The organism is Nitrosomonas marina, from assembly GCF_900111605.1.
In the GTDB taxonomy this organism is placed as follows: domain Bacteria; phylum Pseudomonadota; class Gammaproteobacteria; order Burkholderiales; family Nitrosomonadaceae; genus Nitrosomonas; species Nitrosomonas marina_A.
The window spans coordinates 108235-132896 of record NZ_FOIA01000005.1 but is presented as its reverse complement, the minus strand read 5'-3'; the positions used below and the strand labels follow the sequence as shown (position 1 = coordinate 132896).

The window sequence follows — 24662 nt, the reverse complement described above, 5'->3', positions numbered from 1 at the left end:
CGTGTAATGTTCATCTCGGACTCCTCTCTTCTTTGACTAGTTGATAGTTACTCTAGTCTGGCACATTGATGCCGATTAAGGGTGGAGGAGTCCATTCCATTGGGCTAGAACTCTGAATTTTTAGAGATACCCCTATATTATCGGCTGAGCGCTGATTGGCAATAGCTTTGTATTTGTTTTTTGCATCTGATATCAATTACTCATAGCTACAGGAAATAACATGATAAAAATCATCGGCATCGCAGGAAGCCTGCGCAAACAGTCATACAATACCGCACTGCTGCACGCCGCCGCGCAATTGTTGCCGGAGCAAGCCGTCCTCGAAATCGCGACGATCCGTGATATCCCACTCTATAACGAAGATATGGAAACCACCGAAGGCGTTCCGCAGGCGGTCAGTCTGTTGCAGGAACGCATCGCCGCGTCGGATGCGCTGCTGCTGGCCACGCCGGAATATAACCATTCCATGCCGGGCGGATTCGGCACCATGCTGTCGCAGAATGTCTGGCTGCCGGTCTTCCGCAGGCTGGGTATGCGCCCCTGGCTCGGTGAAAAAATCATGCTCTCCAAAGCGCATCAAGTCTTTAATGAAGATGGAAAACTACAGGATGAAGCCGTGTGCAAACAGCTCGCAAGTTTTCTTGCCGGGTTTGCCGCCTTTGTCTGAACAAATCGGCTTGATGTGGGGAAAAATTTGATCTGACTTGATCGATTAGCTCCCCCAACCAAGGCTCGAACCAGAGACCTGCGGATTAACAGGCTTATTAACTACCCTACTGTTTTATTGATTTTATTACCGCTTGCCAAAACAAGCTGATAATCGTCAGATCTGTGTTGTTTCAATTCTTTAGATTTGTTCATAATATACAAAACAATCGATAGTTTTTTAAGACAATCAATCGATTTAATTATCTTCAAAATCTACTGTCTTAATAATAATGCCACAAATGAATTCACTTTGCTCAATATGGATACCAACAACTACTTCATCCTCGCCACAAGCACGAACTCCTTTGCGTTCATTTGGAAATATTTCCTTGGTGGCTAACCACTCGCAAAGAATTGGGATTTGACACCATGCTGGATAATGTATAATTTCTTTTGTGGGTTTGTTGTGTAACAGTTGCTCGCTTAATGATGAAGACGTCGGAAGATAACGTTGACACAAAAATTCATTTCGTACTACGTTGATACCGGTTATGGCACTTTTAGGCGGACACTTATGCATTTTTGTCCTTCCAATAGTATATTGCGTTGGAGGTTCATTATCTCCATCTATAAATTCATTGCCTAATGTTCTTCCAAAACTAGGAGGCGGACCGCATAGCAATATATTTCTATGTGCGTCTAGGCCCTTAACAAAAAGACCTGGAGGGCATGCATGCATACCCGAACGCTGTGTTGGAGATTCATTGTCGCCATCAAGAATTTCCTGCGCACTCAAATTACTAGAAAAAAAATATATTAAACACAACAATATAGACCGAAAACTTAAGCCACTATTTTTGGTGCTCATCATGACGACCTCCTATCAAACCGTGTAATCCCGCCCTTTGGCAAGACCTACTGTCAGATCTACTCTGAACTACTATAACTGATTAGTGTGCATTGCATGAGCTTATCCAGATTGTTTGCCACGCTATCTCATCTAAGTTCAAGTTTTACTTTTAAACCAACTTTAGCGTCACCTTTTACCTCTTTTAACTGAAACTCTTTAATTATATTGTTTTTATCTGAATTAACGAGTTCATTTGCTAGATCTACATTAAACGTCTTCTTGCTGTATTCTACATATCCCCTATTTTTTGCGAGATGATCTGCGCCAAGCCATTCTGGACCAGGTTCAATGAGATCTTTTATGGCAATCGTAAAAGTAGCTTTTTTAAGGTTATCAATGTTATCTAGAATTGGATAATAAAGGGTTGTTTCATTTTTTGTGTATGATTCGCCTTCTTTTAATCTAATAAAGTCTTTTTTACCTATATCGAGAAGCTTGTTCTCATTAGTGGTTGAACCAATTTTTTTTCCATTATTCATGGAAACATTTACTGTAACAGTACCGTAAAGTTCCTCGTCACCAAGATAATCGACTGCCTTATCTACAGTAATTTTTTCCAAAGTTATTGCAAGCGTTTTTGCTGTATAACAATTTCTTGTTTGTAGCAAGGACTCACTTTGAAGTATCGCAGGTTTCCCACTATTAAGATAATTTGAATTATATCCAATTGGTAGCGAGGCTTTGGAAGCAGTACCGAGCGTTTTTGTGGATAATACTTCATCACGCAATATTTTCCGGACTTCTTCAAAATTATTCAATGTTATTAGCTTGCCCATATTAGGTGAACCACCATAACCTATTAATTTAACCTTTACATTTTTTATTTTGGAGTCAAGACCACCTGATACCTCTAGTCCACTTCCTGCTATGATTTCATCAACAATGTTTTTTAATTCTGCTTCCGCATTTATACTGGAATCTTCTATTTCGACTGCCATTAATATAACAGTACCGTAACTAACAGTTCTTATTAATACAGCATCATCTGGTATGTTACCTTCGACAAAATTTGAGTTCGAATCTTGTTCGACGATAACATTATATTTCTCATCTACTAAATGAACTAGAAATTCCTGTTTTGTAAGTGCATGATTTAAAGAAGCACTAAATTCTTGTTCCGCTTTTAGTTCAATTGGGAATGGGGCTGAGGTTTCTGCAGTTAAAAGATCGATAATTTTTTTTATATCAGCTTTATTGTGATAGTTTAAAGAAGCTAAAGCTTTCATCGCATTGGAAGTTTTGTATAACCTGTAAAGTATATTAGTTGGAATATTGTCGTTTTTGTTTTTATTTATGATTTCGTTTACGGCATTTGTTACAGCTGACATGTTAAATGGATCATCCACACGTGCTGAAATATCATTACTGGCGCCATGATATTTTATAAACACTCGAAATGGGTTTCTTTTCAAACCTTGGTAAGGAGAGAAATGCCCATGCAATAAATTTTTATCAGAGATTATTAATCCAGCCTCAAGCAGGCTAGGTTTATTTAAAGTATGGAAGTCAGGAGTTTGGGAAAAAAATTCTATATTTTTAGCTTCGCAATAAACACGATTGTCATCAGAGATTACTTTGTATTCATCACCAAGAGGAGTATTCGTTTCTCTATTTGAGAAAAAATTTGCAACTCTGTATTCGATCCCTTCAACATTGTAAGGATCAGTTCTTCTGGATTCACTGGGTATAGGTACCATAGGTACCGGAAATGGTATTTTGGGTTTTAGTTCGTAATATTTTAATGGAGCTTGGTGGCTGCCTATGCCTTTAAAATTGCCGTTTTCTTGTGAATGAACATTGGTTGCAGAAATAAGTAAAAAAAGGCAAGACAATAGCAAGACAATTAGCATAAGCTGTTTATTTTTGATCGATTTCATTGTTAGAGTCCTATTAAAGTTGAAGATCACATTTACAAGTTAACCATGACTAATCACTAAAACAGTAACAGCCAAATCTATCTGACCGGATAAAATCGAACTCCCGATTAAGCGGTATTTATCGTTTTTCTTATATTCATTGGGGTTCTTGTGCCCAGATATGTGAGTGGTCGGTAGTTGTTCTAAAACATCGCTATATATCATATACTCCTACTCGTTTATTCTGAGGAGGGAGTGGAAGCATATAGATATATGAATTTATACTAACAACACCAAACCCACAGATTGCATACAAATTTAAAAATTTAAGATTCAGCAATGATTTTTAAAAAAAGGTTTCCAGCCAAAATTGCACCACCGGTTTACGAGCGTGTTTTCATACGAAAGCGTTTGTTTGATCTTGTCAGGCACAAGAATGCGGTAAAGGTGATCTGGGTTAATGGTGCGGCGGGTTATGGAAAAACTGTTTTTGTCGCCAGCTATCTCAAGGAGCTGCAGGTACCCTTTCTATGGTACAAAGCGGATAATGGTGAAAATACGATTGAGGATTTATTTTATTTTCTGACATTGGCATTACAGAAAAACTATCCAAACGAAAAATTCAAGCTTCCGGTTTTCAATGTGAATTTTGTCAATAATTTGGAAAGTTTTACGCGCATTTTTTTTCGTCAGTTTTTTTCTTTGCTGGTTCGAGAATCGGTAATTGTGATTGATAATTGTCAGGAAATAGAAAATAATGCATTTTTAAAAATGCTCAAGATTGCAGTTGATGAATTACCACTTGGTTTGCAATTGATCTGCGTCAGCAGGAATCAGCCTGATCCCGCATTAAAGCATTTGTCTCTTTACCATGAATTATTGGAGATCAGTGAAACCGAATTAAAGTTTAATCAACAGGAAAGCCAGGATTTTTTAAAGTGGCTCAATCCGCAATTATCTGATGACCATATCAACGCCATATACGCAAAGACCATAGGTTGGGCGGCAGGTATGGTTCTCATGTCTGAACATTACAGACTGACCGGATTTGATAATGGCAGTACAAACAAAAATACTTTTGATTATTTGGCTGCTGAATTATTGAGCAATATTCCTGAAGATAAACACATATTCCTGGTATCAACCGCATTATTCACGCGCTTTACAATCGATATGGCCGTGCAGCTTACTCAATATAAGCACGCCAAGGCTTTTCTTAATGAGCTGGTTGCCGGAAACAAATTTGTTGAGCATTCTGATGGCTCCAATCCATCTTATTCTTACCACCCCTTACTCAGGGATCTATTATTAAATCAATCGAAGATTCTGTTTGGCTTGGCCGAGTGGCAAGAATTGAAAAGAAAAGCCGCGGAGATATTGGTAAAGCAGGATAAATTTATAGAAGCCATGTCTTTTTACAAAGAACTAAAGGACTGGCAATCATTAAAAGGCCTGGTGTTAAAAAATGTTGAATTATTGATCGATACGGGAAGGAACCATACCGCTATTCACTGGATAGAAGCGCTGCCGGGTGAATTTTTTGATACTGACGCCTGGCTGAATTATTGGTACGGCGTAGCCTTAAAGCCGACAGATCCTTTATCTGCCGAAATGCATCTGGATAAAAGTTATCAACAATTTGTCCTGAACCGTGATGCTAAGGGCATTTATCTTTCCTGGCAGGCGGCTGTTGAGTCAATAATATTTAGTTGGCATGATTTTTCAAAGCTTGGCATGTGGATAATTCGTTTTGATGAATTGAGAGAGAAAAACCCTGGCCGCACTTCAATCGATATAAAAGCACAATTCTATGCGACAGCGATACAGGCGCTTTCGGTTTATGATCCTCAGCGTGCTTGGTTAAAAAATCTGTTGAAAATCAGCGAACATCTAATTCATATAATACCGATAAAGAAAATAAAACTTGCGTTAGCCGTTCAATTAGGAACCTATTATCTTTTTACATGCCAGTTAGTCAAGACAAAGACGATTTCCCATTTTATGGAAATTGCACTGAATGAGAAAAGAAATCCCCCTTTATTAAGAATCACGAGTGCTTTCTTTCTGGGATTACAGAAATTTTATGTAGCTGACGCAAAATCGGCGCTTAATTTTTTTTATCAAGGTCTCGATTTGTCCGAGTCATCCGGCGTATCTCTTTTCTCAAGCCATTTTAAAATTCACATTATTGGTTGCCATATTTGTCGTGCGGATTTAAATAGTGCCTATAGTGCTTTACAGAAAGCTAAAGAAACTATAAATATGCAACAACAAATTACGCTTGCCATGTTGTTTTCTATCAACGCATGGCTTGAACTATTATCTGGCAACAGAAAATACGCATTGGAACAAAATGAACATGCACTGAAATTAACGGAAATAACCAGGGTGGAGCCTGGATATGTTTGCTCATTGTCTCTTAAAGTACAGATACTGACAGAATTATCGCAATGGAAAGAAGCTGAACAAACACTTTCAGTGTTAGGTAGAAAAAGTAAAAATACCGGTAATAATTTCAATTTGATTCAATATTATGTATCCAGTGCCTGGTTTTTTCTATCAAAAAAAGATGAAGACAAGGCTATAGATGTCATAAAAGACCTCCTTCATTTACTACGAGTCGAGCAGATTTTGACATTTTTTGGCTGGCGCCCCGAAGTGCTTCGCTCGATATGTTTTGTGGCAATTGAAAATGGGATTGAGGAGGAATTTTCTAAACAATTGCTGATGCTTCACCGATTGTCGGTGTCACCGCCTTTGCATCTCGAGAAGTGGCACTGGCCAGTTAAAATTTTTAGCTTTGGCTCACTCATTATAGAAGTGGATGGCATGCCCATCAAGCAGTCAAGGAAAAGTCAAAAGAAAATACTCGAATTGCTTGCGACGTTAATTGCATTGGGTGGCTGCAATGTGGATTACAATCAGCTTGCTGAAATTTTATGGCCTGACGCTGAGGCTGACCTGGCCAGAAAAGCCCTGGAAACATCACTGCACCGTTTAAGAAAACTTATCGGTAACGATAGTGTGCTGTTAAACGCGGGCATGATTTCACTGAATGGCGACAATTGCTGGCTGGATTTGTGGTTAATCGAAAATACCATTGACGAATTAAAGCGACTCTTACAAAACGAAGAAATGCCGCAGATTATTATCAAATTAACTGACCGGCTTCTAAGGTTATATAACACCACTTTTCTGAAGCATTTTGATCTTTATCCAATCATCCTGAAACAGGAGCAGCTACTCAACGAATTTTGCCGTACACTCAATTTAGTTGCAGATTTTCACAGACATCGCGGAGAACATGACAGAGTCTGTATTTTGCTGGAAAAAGAGCTGGAATTGAGACCATATGAAGAGGCCGGTTATCAAAAATTAATGGATCATTATATCGGCCAGGGACAGCCTGGTCAGGCATTGCATATCTATAGTAAATGCCGGCAGATTTTATTTGAAAACCTAAAAATTCCACTTTCTGATGAAATCAGATCACTTGCCAAACAGATTAAGTCAGCCGACAGTGAGTTTGATGCCAAAAACCAGATTTCGCTTAAGTCAAAGAATTAAAACAGCCAGTGGCAGCAAGATGGCTTTATGGTCGTCCTGATCGTGTTTATATTCATTGCTTATGTCGTGCTTCTGGTTGGTTCGTGATTACTCATACATGCATTTAGGCCTGATTCCACCTGACAAGTAATTAGTTGCCCTGAAAAATATCTGCTGAAATTTTTATCACATCAGTGTAAAACTGGGATCGCGGTTTAATTCCAGCCTTCTTTTTTCATTCAGAATTTTTTAGCAATTTACGTTCACTTTCACCTTATTCTTCGAGCGAAGAATAGCCAAAAAAAGGCCAACAGTCATGTCAATATCGAACGATAAACGATGCCAACTGAGAAGCTAAAATCGCCTAGATGACGTGATAGGCTAGACGTTCAAGCTGAAGCGTTTTTGTTCCAGACTTTCCAGCAATGTATGGTACGGATCTATAAATTTTTGTACGCCTTCCTCTTCCAGTTGCTTGCTGACTATCTCAAGATCTATACCGAGTTCACCAAGTTGCTTTGGTATGGCTGCGGCTGTATCCAGTTCCTGCTCTATTCGCTCTACTGGCTGTCCATGATCGCGGTAAGCCGACAGGGTTTGCAATGTCATTGTATTGACCGTTTCACGACCAATGAGCGGTTCGATATATTTGATATCGCTGTATGCAGGATCTTTTGTGCCTGTACTTGCCCATAACAGGCGCTGTGTTCGCGCTCCTTTCCGGGCCAGTTCCTGCCAGTGTTCACTGTTTGTCCATTTACGATAGTGCTGATAAGCCAGTCGGGCGCTGGCGACAGCAGCCTGGCCACGCAACGGGTGCGCTGTATTCATTGATTTATTTTCTGCAAGCTTATCAAGCTGCTTGTCTACCAGTGTATCAATTCGACTCAGAAAAAAGCTTGCCACCGAGGCAATACGTTCTATGGGTCTGTTTTGCGAGGCGCGTTTTTGCAGTCCGCTGATAAAGGCATCAACGACTTCCTGATAGCGCGTAATTCCGAACAACAAGGTAACATTCACGTTTATGCCGGCGGTGATTAATTGCGTGATTGCCGACAGGCCATCGCGAGTGGCAGGGACTTTGATCATCACATTGGGCCGATCCAGTTTTATCCACAAACGTTTGGCTTCGGCAACTGTGCTTTCCGTGTTATACGCAAGATATGGCGATACTTCCAGACTGACAAAGCCATCCCGCCCGTTCGATTCTTCATAAACCGGGCGGAACAAATCAGCGGCCCGCTGAACGTCTTCGGTAGCCAGTATTTCATATATCTCGCTGGCACTGGTTCCGCTTCGGGCGAGTAACGTTATTGCCTGGTCGTAATCTCCATGTTCATTGATCGCTTTTTCAAAAATGGCAGGATTGGAAGTGATACCGGCCAATCCGTCGTCTTCTATCATTCTGGCGACTTCGCCATTGTCGAGGATGCCGCGCTGGATATAGTCGAGCCATACGCTTTGTTCCAGTGTTTTGAGTTTCTGCAACGGATTGGCTGTCTTCATCATGCCTCCTTTCAAACATATGTGCACACATCATTTCACGACAGTACTTTATCACCCGACCACCACAAAATCAGATTATTTTCAGCAGGTATCAGTGCATCGTGATGGCATGCGACGACTCGGGGTGTAAAATCGGTGTAAGGACGAGTGGTGTTTATGTTGCCTTTATATACATACCCGTTGACGGTTCCAGGTATTCTGGCATGCTGGTGCATTTTCAGGCAAACAGGAGCAGTGTCAGGCTCAATCGGGTCAGCGTAAATCTGCATTTCAACAGATTCGGGAGAAATTTCTCCGAAATAAGCCTGTATTTCATATGTCCAACCTTCGCTTTCTTCGAATATAGACAGATTACTTAAATGAACATCATTCCAAAACTGGACGAGCTGTTCATTCCAACGGTGCAATTTTTTGCCAATTTTTCCACCTTGAGCAATACGGTTATGAAAGCCAATAGCAGCAGGCATGTACAGTTTTTCGACATACTCACGCACCATGCGGTTGGTGCTGAATTGCGGTGCGAGCGTTGACATGCTTGCGCGCACTTTCGCCACCCATGCGCGGGGAATGCCTGCTGCATCGCGATTATAGAACATGGGTACAATTTCTTCTTCCAGCAGGCGATACAATTGTTCTGCTTCTATGTGGTTCCATTCCGGTTCGTGATGTGTCTTGCCATCGCCGAGCGCCCAGCCGACATCCGGCGTGTGTGCTTCGGCCCACCACCCGTCCAGTTCCGAGAGATTCAGGCCGCCATTGACCAGCACTTTCATGCCGCTGGTACCGCTTGCTTCCCAGGGACGAAGCGGAGTGTTGATCCACACATCGATACCCTGAACCATTTCCTGCGCGAGTGCGATATCGTAATCTTCAAGAAAAACCACGCGTTTACGGATTTCCTGGCGCTCGGCAAAGTTCGCCCATTGCTGGATAAAACGTTTACCTTCGGTATCGTTTGGATGCGCTTTGCCAGCAACGACGATCTGTACCGGTTTTTCCGGGTTGAGCAGCAGATTGATGAGCCGTTCGGGGTCATGCAGCAGCAGGTTAGGGCGCTTGTAAGCGGTGAAGCGGCGGGCAAATCCAAGCGTGAGTATATTCGGGTCAAGAATCTGGTCCACTTGTTGAACGGTATCAGTTGTTAAGGCACGGTGTTCAAACTGTCTGCGAAGCCTCTGGCGCGCACGCCGTACCAGATCAGCGCGTTCCTGACCGCAAAAATCCCATAATACCTCATCGTCAAGTGATTCGATTGCAACTGTCAGGGAGTTTTCGGAACTGAGCCAGCGATCCTTGCCGCAACTGCGGGTCCAGATTTCATCGGCCCAGGGTGAGTCCCATGACGGTACATGTACACCATTGGTTACATATGTTACGGGCACTTCGCATTGTGGCCATGACGGGTAGAGGCTCTGGAAAATGCCCTGGCTAACCGTACGATGCAGACGGCTCACACCATTGACCCTGGCGCAGGTGCGCGCCGCCAGATATGCCATATTGAATGGCTCATCGCTATCTTTTCCGTTGCGGCGTCCCAGGGCTATCAGTTTTTCAGGAGCCACATCCAGCGTCTTCGCATAGATGACGCCATACTTTGTGATTAAATCACGTGGAAATGAATCAAAACCGGCTGCTACCGGCGTGTGTGTGGTAAACAAGTTGCCGGGCCGGGTGGCCCAGAGCGCTTGCCAAAAATCCACCTGATTTTTTTCCTTGAAGCAACGTGCCCGCTCCAGGGTCACAAATGCCGCGTGACCTTCGTTCAGATGGCAGACATCGACCTCAAGCCCCAAAGCCTGGATCAATCGCCAGCCGCCAATACCCAGTGCAATTTCCTGGACCAGGCGCATTTCTTCTCCACCGCCGTATAATTTGCTGGTGATACCGCGATCCAGCGGACTGTTCAAGGGATCATTGCTGTCGAGCAGAAACAAACGAATACGGCCCACCCTTACTTCCCAGACATGCAGGCGTACAGTGCGGCCCGGCAGCTCAATAGGAATGGACAGCCAGGTGCCATTACGCGCCAGTACCGGCCACAGCGGCATTGTGCTGGAGTCGTTGTAGGGATAGACTTCCTGTTGCCATAGTGTTTCATCAAGAATCTGCCGGAAATAACCCTCCTGATAGAGTAAGCCGATTGCAGTTACCGGCACTGCCAGATCACTTGCTGCTTTGAGATAATCACCCGCCAGTACGCCAAGACCACCTGCGTATAAGGGCAGAGCCTGGCCCAGACCAAACTCCATGCTGAAATAGGCCACCCCTTTTAATGGTGAATCCGCATACACTTCTCCAAACCATCCGCAGCTGTTGCAGTAAGTGCTGCGTGCCTCGGACAGATTGTTCAAATGGTGTTTGAACTGAGCATTTCGATTGAGCTCTTCCAGGCGTTCACGGGAAAGATTCTGCAGGACGACCAATGGATTTTCACTCTGTTCCCATAGTACGGGATCCATTGCCTTCCATACTGTATCGCCGGCATGGCTCCAGGTCCAGCGTAGGTCGATCGCCAGCTCTGCGATTTGTTCCACAAGAAGAACCAGATCGGAAGGCAGATCCTGATGATAATGAATCATCAGTAGCGGTATTGTCATGGGTTCTCGTGAGTTTCGTTCACTGTTTGTATTCATATGTACGACACAAGAGTGTGTTGAAAATCATTCAACGGTTTTCAATGATATGTTCCTGACCATTTCCAGTTGATGATCTCGGGCATATCCTTTCCATAGGTTGTTATAAAGTGGCGGTGCTCAATAAGCTTGTCGCGGACAAACTGTTTTATATATCCACCAGTCTGATTTAGTTTGGCGACACGATCCACGACATCGCTTACCAAATGAAAACGGTCCAGGTCGTTACGTACGACCATATCAAATGGTGTCGTAGTGGTGCCTTCTTCCTTGTAACCACGCACATGCAGATTGTTATGATTGGTACGACGGTAGGTCAGCCGGTGAATCAACCAGGGGTAACCATGATAAGCGAAGATGATGGGTTTATCTTTTGTAAACATGGCGTCAAAATCCTTATCCGGTAATCCATGCGGATGTTCTTCTCTGGGCTGCAGGGTCATCAGATCGACGATATTGATGACCCGAATTCTCAGTTCGGGGGCTTGCTGACGAAGCAATTCGACAGCAGCAAGCGTTTCAAGAGTAGGGACATCGCCCGCGCAGGCCATGACTACATCCGGTTCTTTCCCCTGGTCGTTACTTGCCCATTCCCAGATGCCGATGCCGGCGCTGCAGTGCTTGATGGCGGCATCGATACTCAGCCATTGCGGCTGCTGCTGTTTGCCGGCAACAATGACATTGATGAAGTCTCGACTACGCAGGCATTTATCCGTGACAGTCAGCAGCGTATTGGCGTCAGGTGGAAGGAAAACACGAATGATGTCGGCTTTTTTATTGACGACATGATCAATGAAGCCGGGATCCTGATGCGAAAAGCCATTGTGATCCTGACGCCAGACATGGGATGTCAGCAAGTAATTCAACGATGCGATGGGGCGTCGCCAGGGAATTTCCTTGCTGACCTTTAGCCATTTGGCATGCTGGTTGAACATGGAATCAACAATATGGATGAACGCTTCATAACAGGAAAAAATTCCGTGGCGACCGGTCAACAGATATCCCTCAAGCCAGCCTTGGCAGGTATGTTCACTGAGAATTTCCATCACCCGGCCGTTCGGTGCAAGATGATCATCGTCCGGGAGTATTTCAGCCATCCAGGTGCGATCAGTAACTTCAAACAATGCACCAAGACGGTTTGAGTTTGTTTCGTCCGGTCCCATTACGCGGAAATTGCGCGAGCGATCGTTGAGTTTCATGACATCGCGTAATAGATAACCCATGATGCGGGTTGATTCAGCCTCTACCTGACCCGGATGCGGTACTGAGACTGCATAGTCACGGAAATCTGGAATGTTCAGTTCCTTGAGTAACAATCCACCATTGGTGTGCGGATTGGCGCTCATACGACGGGGACCCTCGGGGGCCAGTTCAGCAAGCTCGAGTCTTAATGCGCCGTTTTTGTCAAATAACTGCTCCGGTTTGTAGCTTTTCATCCATTGTTCCAGCAGTTGGATATGTTCCGGCTTGGTAGATAATTCTGCCAATGGAACCTGGTGTGAGCGCCAATAACCTTCCGTTTTCAAACCGTCCACCTCAGCGGGGCCGGTCCAGCCTTTTGGCGTGCGCAGGATTATCATCGGCCAGCGTGGACGCGTTACATTCCCGGTTTTCCGTGCATTAGTTTGAATGGCCTTGATGTCAGTGATAACAGTGTCGAGTGTGGCCGCCATGCTCTGATGCATGGTTTCGGGGTCAGATCCTTCGACCCAGTAGGGGGTATGACCATATCCAACGAAAAGACTTTCAAGCTCTTCATGACTTAAACGTGCGAGCACAGTCGGATTGGCTATTTTATAGCCGTTCAGATGCAGTATGGGAAGTACCGCTCCATCCTGGACGGGGTTCAAGAATTTATTGGAATGCCATGCGGTTGCTAACGGACCGGTCTCTGCTTCACCATCTCCAACGACGCAACATGCGATAAGATCGGGATTGTCAAAAACTGCCCCGTACGCATGCGAGAGCGCATAACCTAGCTCTCCGCCTTCATGGATCGAACCTGGTGTTTCTGGCGCACAGTGACTCGGAATTCCGCCAGGAAAGGAAAACTGTTTGAACAGTTTCTTCATGCCAGATTCATTTTGCGGTACGCTGGGGTAAATTTCACTGTATGTGCCTTCAAGCCAGGTGTGGGCAACAAGGCCGGGACCGCCGTGACCGGGACCGGTAACGTATATCATATTCAGTTCGTTGGTTTTAATGATCCTGTTCAGGTGCGTGTAAATGAAGTTTAATCCCGGCGTGGTTCCCCAGTGTCCGAGCAATCTGGGTTTGATATGTTCCAGGGTCAGCGGTTTCGTTAAAAGCGGATTGTCGAGCAGGTAGATCTGGCCAACGGACAGATAATTTGATGCTCTCCAATAAGCGTTTATCTTACGCAGTTCCTCGCTCGTTAGTGGCTGAGGCTGGGAGGATGATTCAATATTGGTCTGCTCCATTTCCTGCTCCTTCACATGATAAAATGACCGGTTCCAGCTTTGTTATCAGGCCTTAAATGGTTGAACAAATCATTTTGTTATTGTTCCTAAAAAATAATAACTAAAAAACAACTAGATACAGTAATTTTTTTCGATAGTATTTGTTACATGGCGGGCGATCATGCGCTCCTCATCGGTTGGAACAACCCATACAGATACTGGACTTTTTGTGGTGCTGATCTGATGCCTGCCGATTACATTTGCCGCTTTATCAATATGGATACCTAGCCAGGATGCTTGGCGGCAAATCCGTTCGCGAATACGGTGAGCATGTTCACCGATACCGGCTGTAAAAACAAGTGCGTCCAGGCCGTTTAATGCCGCAGTCAGTGAACCCAGTTCCCGGCTTGCCCGATAAACAAACAGGTCAATTGCTTCTTTCGCATGAGGATCATCGCTGTCCAGCAATTCCTGCATATCGCTGCTGATTCCGGATACGCCGATCAGCCCTGATTGATAATTCAGAAGTTCACTGACAGCATCAATATCCATTCCTTTTTCTTTCACCAGAAAAAATATTACGGCAGGGTCCAGCGTGCCGCAACGGGTACCCATGGGCAATCCATCCAGCGGGCTGAAGGACATGGTGGTGGCAATACTTCTACGCGACTGCATTGCGCACATGCTGGCGCCTTGCCCTAGATGCGCTACAATGACGCGGCCTTCGGCTGCGTTACCCATATATTCAGGCAATATATCAGCAATATATTCATAAGATAATCCATGGAAGCCGTATCTGATAATTCCCTGTTGCTGCAGTGATCTGGGCAGCGCAAACTGTTGTGCGACATACGGCTGGTTGCGATGGAAAGCGGTATCGAAACAGGCGATCTGGACCATTCCGGGGTATAGTTCCGCCAGGATTTCAATGGCTGAAATTTGATAAGGTTGATGCAGCGGGGCGAGTGGAATAAAGCTTTTCAGGTCGGAGAGAATCGCCTCATTCACCATTACCGGTGACGAAAACTTTTCACCACCATGTACGACGCGGTGACCTGCAGCAATAAGTGAAAAATTGCCTGCTTGACCATTTATCCAGTTCACAATCACGGACAGCGCCTGGTCATGGGTGCGTATCTTTGAGGTTTCTGTACGCAACCGATCTGTGATGACAAGTGTGTCACCATGGTTGTCTACCAGAGCAAAATCGTTCTGATGCCCAATACCGGTCAGTTTTCCACGATAATGCACATTAAACGAACGCGCGTTCTGTGCTGAGGCATAGACAGCAAACTTGATACTGGACGAACCGGCATTAATGACAACAATTGCTTCCTGCATTTTGATCCTGTTTTAGAGATAAACTAAAACTGTTTCCGGTATTTCGCAAAAATAAGGTAAAGGCGTCTCCTTGGTAAGGATCCTGCCTGACAATCGCTTAATGTATGCTATACATCGTATACCAGTTGATTTTATTTTTAAACTAAACTGACCATAGCTGAAAATCCAAGACAGGCGTTTCAGCCTTCGGTGCCACATCTTGCCTAGCAATCACATCAATTTCCGAAATATCAGTGAATGTTTCTGAATGAAATATTTTACGGAAAGCCTGTAGTGATAAGTTCTGGAAAAATACCGAGTCCTATGATGAATGAATTGATTACAATTACGCTGACGAGAGTACCTTTTGGCAGTGGAGCGATAATTTGCCCTGTTTTTTCTTTTTCCTCTGCAAAAAAAATGACCAGGATATGCAAATAGTAGTAGAAAGCAATTGCAGTGTTGATTACTGCAATAATGGCAAGAATGAAATGGCCAGCTTCGACCGCCGACCCAAAAGCGAGCAGTTTGGCAACAAATCCAGCTGTTGGAGGTAGGCCTGCGAGGGCCAGCAGACTGATAGCCATGGATATTCCAAGAATGGGATACTGTCGTCCAAGCCCGCGATAATCCTCCAGAGTTTGTCGATCCTTGCCTGTCAGGGCGAGTGCGGCAACAACGGCAAAAGCACCGAGATTCATCAGCGCATACGCCAGTGAATAGTAAATGGCAGCGTCGCGTCCCAAAGAGTTTCCTGCGGCCAGTGCAACAAATATGTAGCCGATATGAGCAATCGATGAATAAGCAAGCAGCCGTTTTATATTCTGCTGTAACAGCGCCAGAAGATTGCCAGCAAACATGCTGATCACCGCAAGAATCCACAGTAGTGGCAGCAATGCTTCCCATACCGGCTGTAGATTCAGGCATAACAGACGAATAAGAAATATCAGTACGGCCGCTTTGACGGTACTGGCGAACAAGGCTGTTACAGGGGCGGGAGCAGCTTGATAGATGTCAGGCGACCACATGTGAAAGGGCACCAGCGCCAGTTTAAAACCCATACCCACCAGTAACAGGGTGACGGCGATTGCAGGCAGATGCCCGTCAGATAGTGACTGACCAAGTGCGGCTATGTTCAGACTGCCGGAATTGACGTAGGCCAGAGTCGTGCCATATAAAAAAAAAGCCGCAGCAATACCTGCGAGCATGGCATATTTTATACCGCCTTCAATTGCGTGCTGCTGTTTTGGTAGCCACGCAATCAAGGCGAAAAGCGGTACTGACAGAATCTCGAGTCCGACAAAGGCCATCACGAGGTTTTGAGAAGAAATGAATAGCGCCATTCCAAGTGTTGTGAACAGTATCAGGCTTAAATATTCTTCCCGCATTTCTTTCTGGGTCGTCGGGTAATACAAGGAAAGAATGGTTATGACTATCGCGCCGAGCATGCAGAGCTGGACGAAAAGACGACTCAATCTGTCGAATACCAACATCCCGTCTATTTCATGGGGTACTTTCCATAAAGTGGTCGCAACCGTACCGAGTATTAAAATTATAATTGTAACGGCTGCCAGAGTGCGCGTTGAAACATGTGCAGGCAAGATGCCCAGGCCGAGTACGGTGATTCCACCAAAACCCAGTATTATAAAAGGCCCAAGATTGATCAGGTCAATGGCTTGCATCTTCCATTCCTGTTGTGACAACCGTATTCAATTCGATGATGATATCGGTCGGGCTCTGCAAATAATCCAGGAAAGGAGCAGGATATAAACCCAGCCAGAGTACAAGGATTGCCAGTATCGCAAGAACCGATAACTCCCGAAGATCAAGGTCGCGCCATGCCGGGTTTTCGTTTACTTCGCCGAGCATGGCACGCTGATACATCCAGAGTAGATAAATCGCGCCCGCAACAATACCCATGGCCCCAGCGATGGCGAACGAGGCGGAAATCTGATAGACACCGGCAAGCACCAGAAACTCACCGACAAAATTGGCCAGTCCCGGCATTCCCATGGCAGACAGTGTGAACAATAACAGCATTGTGCCTAAACGCGGCATCGGTAACAGCAATCCTCCCAAGCGTGACAGTAAACGGGTGTGCGATCGTTCTTCGAGCATGCCGACAATGGCAAACATCGCACTTGTTGTTACACCATGAGCGAGTATCAGTATCATCGCGCCATGAAGGCTTTCCTGGTTCCAGGCGTAAATTCCCAGTACGACAAAACCGAGATGGCTGATGGAAGAGTATGCGATCAAACGTTTGATATCTTCCTGTACCAGTGCGAGGAAGGCGCCGTAAAGAATGCCGACTATACCCAGTGCCATCGCGAACGGTGCAAATTCGAGAGAATCTTCCGGAAATAGTGGCAAACAAAAGCGCAGCAGACCGTATGTCCCGGTTTTCAATAGCAGGCCAGCCAGTATGATACTGCCTGCAGTTGGTGCTTCTGTATGCGCGTCGGGCAACCAGCTGTGAACCGGAAAAACTGGAATTTTAACAGCGAACGCAGCAAAAAAACCCAGCATTAACCACATTCCAGTGGTGTCAGGAAGATCGGTGTGCAGCAGTGCGAAGTAATCGAAGGTATAAATTCCGGTCTGCTCGCCATGAATGAAGTACAGTCCCAAGATTGATACCAGCATTAACAAAGAGCCTGTCAGCGTAAAAAGAAAAAATTTATAGGCAGCATATAGCCGTCGTTCATGGCCCCATAATCCGATTAAAAAATACATCGGAACCAGCATGAGTTCCCAGAATACGTAGAACAGGATCAGGTCAAGTGCCAGAAAAACACCCATAATACCAGCCTCTATGGCGAGCAGGAGCGCAGCGAAAACAGGCCAGTGATACTTGACCGAATGCCATGATACCAATATCGCGATTGGGATGAGTAAGGCTGTCAATAAAACCAATAGCAGGCTGAGTCCATCCATGCCGAGCAGAAATTGAATACCCATGGAAGGGATCCAAGATGCTCGGACGATGTACATATATCCATCAGAGCCGGGATCGGCAAACCACCAGAGACCCAGGGCAATCAGAAGCTCGGCGACAGAAAAAAGCAGTACCGCCCTGCGGGCCATAACAACATTGCTGTGCCAAGCCAGAACGATCAACAAGGCGCCAGATAAAGGCAAAAAGATTAAAACACTCAACCAGTACATCATAAATTTACCATAACCAGTAGCCCAATAAGAAGACAGCCCCAGTACAAATCATCAGAGCATAACGATTCAACAGGCCATTTTGTGCGGTGCTGAGTTGCGCATGTCCGAAACGCAATCCCGACAGCAAACCATTCAATCCCCTATTCAGCACGCCGTACTCGAATCCGGTGCGACAATATGTGGCGAAAACCTTGTATCCGCGTGTCATTTTATGCAGCATAGCGTCAATCAGTAGTGACTCTATCAATTTAAAAAAATGGGCCAGTTTGAAATAACCGCCTACCAGTACAATTTTATACGTAGCATCAAATTTCCAGCCATCACGCAAGAAATCCGACAGTGGAATGCGGTAACCTGCTTTTTCGCGGCGCGCCAGCAAAAAAGCAATGCCCACGCCCAGTAGAGGCAGTAAACTGGCTATTAACTGCAATACGTATACTGTCGCAAGCGGTGGATGTTTTGCTGCGCTAAATTCATTTTCAAGCCAGGTACTCCAGAGTCGTGGTCCTGACCATCCTGCCGGGAACTCCACAAAACCGGCTGTAATACTGAGTATAGCCAGGATGTACAGGGGCCACGCCATTAATCCATTGATGGTGGGGGAAGTTGAATCAGCCTTTTGAGAATTGTGAAATAGCAGAAAATACGTCCGGAATATATAAATTGAGGTTAGGAATGCACCCAACGCCGCAATAACCCAGAGCAGCTGACCGGTCGACGCCGGCCAGACGGCGGTCAGAATGGCTTCTTTGCTGTAAAACCCGGCGGTGATCACGGGGATGCCCGCAAGCGAAGCGGCGCCGACCAGAAAGCACCCGTGCATCAGAAGAGAGTGGCCGCCATGGCTTCCCAGACGGTGAATGTCATGTTCATCGTTGTTGGCCTGAATGATTGCACCTGCGGTGAGAAACAGCAAAGACTTAAAAAAAGCGTGTGTAACCAGATGAAACAGCGCGAATGCATATGCGCCGCAGCCCAGCGCTAGAAACATATAACCGATCTGGCTGATTGTTGAGTAGGCCAGTACGCGTTTCAAATCATTTTGCGCCAGTGCCGAACTGGCTCCATAAAGTACCGTCACCGCGCCAATGGCTGCTACCGTCCATTGTACCAGCGGTGTCAGTTCAAATAGCGGATGCATACGGGCAATCAGATAAACGCCGGCTGTCACCATGGTGGCGGCATGAATCAGTGCGGAAACAGGACTCGGTCCGGCCATCGCATCAGGCAACCAGACTTGTAGTGGAATCTGCGCTGATTTGCCGATAGCGCCGGCGAAAATCATAAAAGCTGTAATTGCGGCCAGTTGCGAATTAGATTGCCACTGTTCAGAGATGGCATCAAACAAAACTGGCAGCGATAGCGTATTAAATTGACTGAACAGCAGAAAGATACCAAGCGCCAGCAACAGATCGCCGATGCGCGTGGTGATAAATGCCTTGCGCCCAGCAGAGGCACGCACAGGGTCACGGTACCAGAACCCGATTAAGGCAAATGAACAGAGTCCCACCAGTTCCCATCCCAGATAGAGTAATAGCAGATTGTCGGCCAGTACCAGCAACAGCATGCCGCCTAAAAACAGATTAAGAAAAAAATAATAGCGGCGAAAGTCATTGTCTTTCGCCATAAAAGCAATCGAATAGAGATGAATCAGAAAGCCGACGCCGCTGACGACACTGACCATAACCAGAGAGAGCCGGTCAAGCATCAATCCGACAGTGGGGCGCCAATCACCAACCGCCATCCAGGTGTATACTGTTTGCTGCAAAGGCTGAGTGTTCGAAGCCCCGTTAAGCCATGCCAACAGCACGGTCAAAAAAGCTGCGGCTGCTGCGCAGCTGGCAAGAACGGCGACATGTCTGTATCGCAAGAAGCCACCCAGCAATACGATGATCAAGGCGCCGAGGATGGGTGCGCCGGGTATCAGCCATAGCAACTGATTCACGGCGGGCCTCTGTCGATATTGTCTTTGAGCAGGTTTAATTTGTCTGCCCGTGTTGTATTAAGGTGCTCAAATGCGAGCCATACCAGAATCAGCGCAATCGCCAGTTCTGCGGCCGTGACAACCGTCAGGAAGATCGTCAGTATCTGACCATCGGCGTTCTTCCAGTACTGACCGGCCGCTATGGCTGTCAACGCGGCGCCGTTGAACATAACTTCCAGTCCCATCAAAATAAACAGCAGCTCGCGGCGAACCAGGATGATCAGCAATCCCAGCGAGAACAGCAACGCGGCGATGATGAGACTATGGCTGAGCGGGATCATAAGCGCTTCTTTCGGCTGAGATAAAGTACGGCAATGAGCGCGGCCAGCAGTAAAACAGCCGCAGCTTCCACCACCAGAAGATAAGGCCCGAATAACGATTCGCCGACCACTTTGGGTTCGATAACTGTGATTGTTTCATCTGTTGATTCGGGTAAAAGTCCAAAAAATAACACCAGCAATTCCAGCCATAGAATCAATGCCAAAAGAGCAGGTCCTTTCCAGCCAGCAGAGAAAATCGGCAGTTGTTCCTGTGTGGGCCGCAGATTCATTACCATAATCAAAAATAAAAATAACACCATGATGGCGCCTGCATAAATCATGACTTGCAGTGCAGCCATCAATGGGGCGCCGAGCAGGAAAAACAACAGTGCCAGCGCCAGTAAGGCAACGACAAGATACAGTGCTGCGTGTATCGGGTTTCGAACGATCAGTATCGAACCGGCTGCCAGCACGGTAACAGTAGCGGTAAGATAAAAAATAATTTCATACATAACTGTTTCCACAGATTCGATACAGTTTCAAATTATCCTTGCTATATATTCTCGTGTACATCATGCAGATTATGGTAAGTTGCTGTCCCGATCAACGGGCGGGGTGTCGCACTCAGCTTCACCAATTGCCTTGCCGGCTATAGCTACGCCAGCGCGGCGATAAAAATTGTAACCGGGATGTTTTCCCTGCCCGTCAATCAATAATTGCTGTTTGTCGTAAACCAGGCTTGCATGGTGTTTTTCACACATTTCAAAATCCGGTGTCAGCTGGATGGCCAGCGTTGGACAGGCTTCCTCGCAAAACCCACAAAAAATGCAGCGGCTGAAATCAATGGTGAAAGTTTCAGGGTAGCGCCGCCCTTCGTCCAGTTGCCGCGACTGCAGATGGATGCAGTCCACGGGACAAACCGCCGAACAGAGATAGCAGGCTACACAACGTTCCTCGCCGTCAGGGTCGCGCGTCAGCACGATGCGTCCACGCCAGCGGGCTGGCAAAGGGCGCTTTACGTCAGGGTAAGGTATCGTATCGCGTTTGGTAAATGCATGGCGAAGCACTGTCCATAGTGATCGTAGTAATCCGGTTCCATGCCTTGATTGGTAAGATGGGGTCGGTTTTTTTAGCATGAATCAGCCTTTTATCCAGAACAGCCCGATTACGGCAGTTATCATGAGGTTAATCAGTGCCGCAGGCAATAACAGTTTCCAGCCAAAGCTCATCAACTGATCGTAACGCAACCTGGGCATGCTTGTACGCAGCCAGAAGAACAGAAGAATCAATATCAGCATTTTTATTGCAAACCAACAGACACCTGGCAGCCAGGGACCATGCCATCCGCCCAGAAACAGTACGGTTGCAAGTGCGGCAATCAGCAAAACACCTATGTATTCACCTAAGAAAAAGAGCGCAAACTGAATACCACCATATTCGGTGTTATAACCTGCAGCCAGTTCATTTTCCGCTTCGGGAAGATCAAATGGCAGGCGGTTTGTCTCTGCAATGCCACAAACCAGAAATATAAAAAAGCCAATTGGCTGCAAAAAAATAAAAGGTAACGACTGGGCTGCGACAATATCGACCAGACTGAATGATCCGCTTAGCATCACTACGCCCATAAGCGCAAGCCCCATTGGTAATTCGTAGCTGATCATCTGCGCCGCGGACCTTAGACCGCCAAACAGGGGATATTTGCTGTTTGAGGCCCATCCGCCAAGCATGATGCCGTAAACCCGCAGCGATGAGAGTGCCAGAACAAACAACAACGCGATGTTGATGTCAGCCAGCCACCAGCCATCATCGACGGGTACGACAGCGAAACTCAGTAGTGCAGTAAAAGGTACAATGATCGGTGCAATAGTATAGATACTGCGATCAGCAAAAGGGGGAGTGAAATGCTCTTTGGTGATCAGCTTGAGAAGATCAGCGACAGGTTGCAACAACCCGAAGGGCCCGGCGCGGTTCGGGCCGAGCCGGTCTTGCAACAAGGCCAGTACACGCCGTTCTGCATATACCATGAATGCAGCAATTAAAAACAGCGAAAGCAGAACCAGCAACAGTATTGAGAATGCAAACAGCCATTGGGTAATCGTCATACAAGTTGCTCCAGATTAAGCGAATCTCCATGGCCGATACCCAGTCGGACAAGCATGCTGCGCGGGATGGCGATAGTCTCATTTGCAACGCTCGGGTTGATTTGTACGCATGTTTCCACAGAATAGACAGAATTCCATAGTCTGACGCTGCTACCGCTTTTTAAACTGGCACGAGCGGCTGATTCAGGATTGATCAGTGCTGTGTCTGGAGGTGCAAGTTCCGTCAGCGCGGGAGAAAAGCCGGCGAGCGGTTCGTCGCCTAACCAGCTTGTCAGTGCTGCTTGCCAGCCGTTATCGGATGAGTACGGCTCGGTTTGCATCAATTCGTTATTTCGTATGGGCAAGTGTTGGGCGGAAATCTGTACACCTGGCGTACCGGGTGTTGGTGCTTGAAAACCGGGAAAGCTGTCCTGTAGCATGGATGCGGCATCACAGAGCTGGTTTTCCAGCAAGCGGGATATCTCTGAGATGATATCTGCTGTGCTGGGTAGATATTCCGGACGATGAAATACTGTGGAAAATCCCTGGGCACGACCTTCGTAATTGACAAATGTGCCGCTACGCTCAGGCCAGGCGGCAACGGGAATCAGTATATCGGCTGCCTCTGCCGTAGCGGTTGCGATACAGTCCAGTACAATCAGTGTATTAATTTTTTGGCGTGCTACGCGCCAGCGTGCTCCGGAACGTGGCTCGCTGAACGGATCGCTGCCGGCCACGATCAGTGTCTGGACTTCGCCTCGTTCAACTGCTTTCAGCAAACTAACTGTATCGCCCGCCGCGGAAAGCAGGGCGGCGCCGTAGGCATTGGGGCCGGGTAATACATATATGAGCTGTGCTGCTGGCTCGAATGCTTTAGCCAACTCCGCCAGCGCGATTATGTCTTGTGCAGTCGAAGTTTCTACAACACCGGCCATCAGAGGCTGGCGTGCCTGTGACAGTGTTGCAGCGATTGTTTTTATAGTTTGAGTGACTGCATCGTTAGTCTCGGGTTGTCTGCTAATCTGCCTGTACAGTTGCGTTAGCATATCGTGTATTTCACGGGGGGCTACAGTTGCAGCCGTGGATGCGAATTGCGTCAATGGCGCAACGCTGCTGTGCAGCATGGCCAGTTTGGCGCCATTGCGCCAGGCCTGGCGCAAGGCAAGGTCAATCATTGGTGCATGAACGGTCAGATCGCCTGTAATTAAAGCAGCGTCAATCTGCTCCAGGGCTGCGAGATGCGGTGTATTGTCGAGTTCCTGCATCCGGCTGACAGCGGTGAGCGTTGCTGCTTCCAGTTCGGGATCATTGAATGCCGTAAAAATGCCTTTCAAATCATTTAACAAACTCCGAAGCATCACGTTGCCTTCCAGATCTTCGCGCACGGATCCGATTCCGCCAGTACGTTCCGCTGCAGCCTGTATTTTTCTGGCTGCCGCGGCAAGAGCACTCCGGTAATCTGTATTGATTCCTGAAACGCGTGGTGACAAGGGCCGGGTATTGTGTTCACTATACTGATGGCCGTATCGCCCCCTGTCGCAAATAAACCAGCGGTTCAATTCTTGGTGTGCGCGATTACGCACTCTGCGTAGCGTGCCATCCCGGGCTCCCGGCAGTGTATTGCAGCCGACGCTGCAATGTGGGCAAATGGACGGTGCGGTTTTTAAATCCCAGGTGCGTGCAAAATGCTGACGAAAGACAGCATCGGTAAATACGCCAGTCGGACAGATTTCAACCAGGTTGCCGGCAAAGGGGTTTTCCAGCGGGCCATCCTGAAAGCGGCCGAAATACACTTCGTTACGCAAGCGCATGGCACCAAGGTCATTGCCCAATGCATAGTCCTGGTAAAAACGTGTGCAACGGTAGCAGGTGATGCATCGGTTCATTTCATGGTGGATCAACGGGCCAAGATCCTGGTTTGGGAAGGTGCGCTTGTTACCACGGTAGCGTCGGTAAGACGGACCACAGGCAACAGTCATTTCCTGCAGATGACACTCACCTCCTTCATCACAGATGGGACAGTCATGAGGGTGATTGATCATCAGCAGCTCGATAACATGCCTTCTGACCTGTTGCGCTGCTGCGGCTGAGAGCGATACTTCCAACCCTTTTTGGGCGGGTTCAAGGCAGGCCATAACCACGCGTGCGTTTTTATCAGAATCCTTGGGGTTGATTTCGACAGCACAGAGACGGCATGCACCCAGACTGCCAAGCGCAGCGTGATAGCAAAAATGTGGAATCTGGATATCCGCTTCCAGCGCGGCCTGCAGAATATTTTCTCCGGGTTCGAATGTAACGCTTTGGCCGTCAATCAGAAATGTATCCAT

General features: G+C 46.5%; 16 protein-coding genes. 2 read left to right on the top strand and 14 right to left on the bottom strand.

Features of this window, described 5'->3' with window-relative positions; translation table 11 throughout:
* The first annotated feature begins 220 nt into the window (after positions 1 to 220).
* Complete coding sequence (locus BMY62_RS03910) at positions 221 to 667, top strand: NADPH-dependent FMN reductase (protein ID WP_090656872.1); 447 nt, start codon at positions 221 to 223, stop codon at positions 665 to 667.
* A 237-nt stretch (positions 668 to 904) separates the two neighbouring features.
* On the opposite strand, the gene BMY62_RS03905 is transcribed toward BMY62_RS03910, so the two are convergent.
* The gene (locus BMY62_RS03905; RefSeq protein WP_090656870.1) at positions 905 to 1519 is read right to left on the bottom strand and encodes a hypothetical protein; all 615 of its coding nucleotides are present in this window, start codon (positions 1517 to 1519) and stop codon (positions 905 to 907) included.
* Positions 1520 to 1644: 125 nt separating this feature from the next.
* On the bottom strand, positions 1645 to 3435 hold the full coding sequence (locus BMY62_RS03900; protein WP_090656867.1) for a thiol-activated cytolysin family protein: 1791 nt from the start codon (positions 3433 to 3435) through the stop codon (positions 1645 to 1647).
* A 318-nt stretch (positions 3436 to 3753) separates the two neighbouring features.
* On the opposite strand from BMY62_RS03900, the gene BMY62_RS03895 reads away from it, so the two are divergent.
* On the top strand, positions 3754 to 6981 hold the full coding sequence (locus BMY62_RS03895; RefSeq protein ID WP_090656865.1) for an AfsR/SARP family transcriptional regulator: 3228 nt from the start codon (positions 3754 to 3756) through the stop codon (positions 6979 to 6981).
* A 360-nt stretch (positions 6982 to 7341) separates the two neighbouring features.
* Here the strand turns inward: BMY62_RS03895 and tal are convergent, their stop codons facing one another.
* The 12 genes from tal to nuoG all read right to left on the bottom strand — a co-directional run bounded on the left by tal (position 7342) and on the right by nuoG (position 24662).
* On the bottom strand, positions 7342 to 8466 hold the full coding sequence (gene tal / locus BMY62_RS03890) for a transaldolase (protein WP_090656863.1): 1125 nt from the start codon (positions 8464 to 8466) through the stop codon (positions 7342 to 7344).
* Between the two features lie 35 nt (positions 8467 to 8501).
* Complete coding sequence (glgP, locus tag BMY62_RS03885; protein WP_090656884.1) at positions 8502 to 11063, bottom strand: alpha-glucan family phosphorylase; 2562 nt, start codon at positions 11061 to 11063, stop codon at positions 8502 to 8504.
* Positions 11064 to 11140: 77 nt separating this feature from the next.
* Positions 11141 to 13540 (bottom strand): phosphoketolase family protein, encoded by a 2400-nt coding sequence (locus BMY62_RS03880; RefSeq protein WP_090656862.1) that lies wholly within the window; start codon positions 13538 to 13540, stop codon positions 11141 to 11143.
* 111 nt (positions 13541 to 13651) lie between these two features.
* Positions 13652 to 14860 (bottom strand): acetate/propionate family kinase, encoded by a 1209-nt coding sequence (locus BMY62_RS03875; protein ID WP_090656861.1) that lies wholly within the window; start codon positions 14858 to 14860, stop codon positions 13652 to 13654.
* A gap of 257 nt (positions 14861 to 15117) precedes the next feature.
* The gene (locus BMY62_RS03870; RefSeq protein WP_090656860.1) at positions 15118 to 16521 is read right to left on the bottom strand and encodes an NADH-quinone oxidoreductase subunit N; all 1404 of its coding nucleotides are present in this window, start codon (positions 16519 to 16521) and stop codon (positions 15118 to 15120) included.
* A complete protein-coding gene (locus BMY62_RS03865; RefSeq protein ID WP_090656859.1) occupies positions 16508 to 18010 on the bottom strand; it encodes a complex I subunit 4 family protein in 1503 nt (500 codons plus the stop codon). The genes BMY62_RS03870 and BMY62_RS03865 overlap by 14 nt, the downstream gene beginning before the upstream one ends.
* Before the next feature lie 4 nt (positions 18011 to 18014).
* The gene (nuoL, locus tag BMY62_RS03860; protein ID WP_177170280.1) at positions 18015 to 19955 is read right to left on the bottom strand and encodes an NADH-quinone oxidoreductase subunit L; all 1941 of its coding nucleotides are present in this window, start codon (positions 19953 to 19955) and stop codon (positions 18015 to 18017) included.
* Positions 19952 to 20275, bottom strand: a complete 324-nt coding sequence (gene nuoK / locus BMY62_RS03855) for an NADH-quinone oxidoreductase subunit NuoK (protein ID WP_090656857.1) — start codon at positions 20273 to 20275, stop codon at positions 19952 to 19954. The genes nuoL and nuoK overlap by 4 nt, the downstream gene beginning before the upstream one ends.
* A complete protein-coding gene (locus BMY62_RS03850; RefSeq protein WP_090656856.1) occupies positions 20272 to 20766 on the bottom strand; it encodes an NADH-quinone oxidoreductase subunit J family protein in 495 nt (164 codons plus the stop codon). Before BMY62_RS03850 ends, nuoK begins: the two co-directional genes overlap by 4 nt.
* A 69-nt stretch (positions 20767 to 20835) precedes the next feature.
* Positions 20836 to 21390, bottom strand: a complete 555-nt coding sequence (gene nuoI, locus BMY62_RS03845) for an NADH-quinone oxidoreductase subunit NuoI (protein WP_090656855.1) — start codon at positions 21388 to 21390, stop codon at positions 20836 to 20838.
* Positions 21391 to 21393: 3 nt separating this feature from the next.
* A complete protein-coding gene (nuoH, locus tag BMY62_RS03840) occupies positions 21394 to 22356 on the bottom strand; it encodes an NADH-quinone oxidoreductase subunit NuoH (RefSeq protein WP_090656854.1) in 963 nt (320 codons plus the stop codon).
* Entirely contained in the window at positions 22353 to 24662 is a 2310-nt protein-coding gene (nuoG, locus tag BMY62_RS03835) for an NADH-quinone oxidoreductase subunit NuoG (RefSeq protein WP_177170279.1), read from the bottom strand. Before nuoG ends, nuoH begins: the two co-directional genes overlap by 4 nt.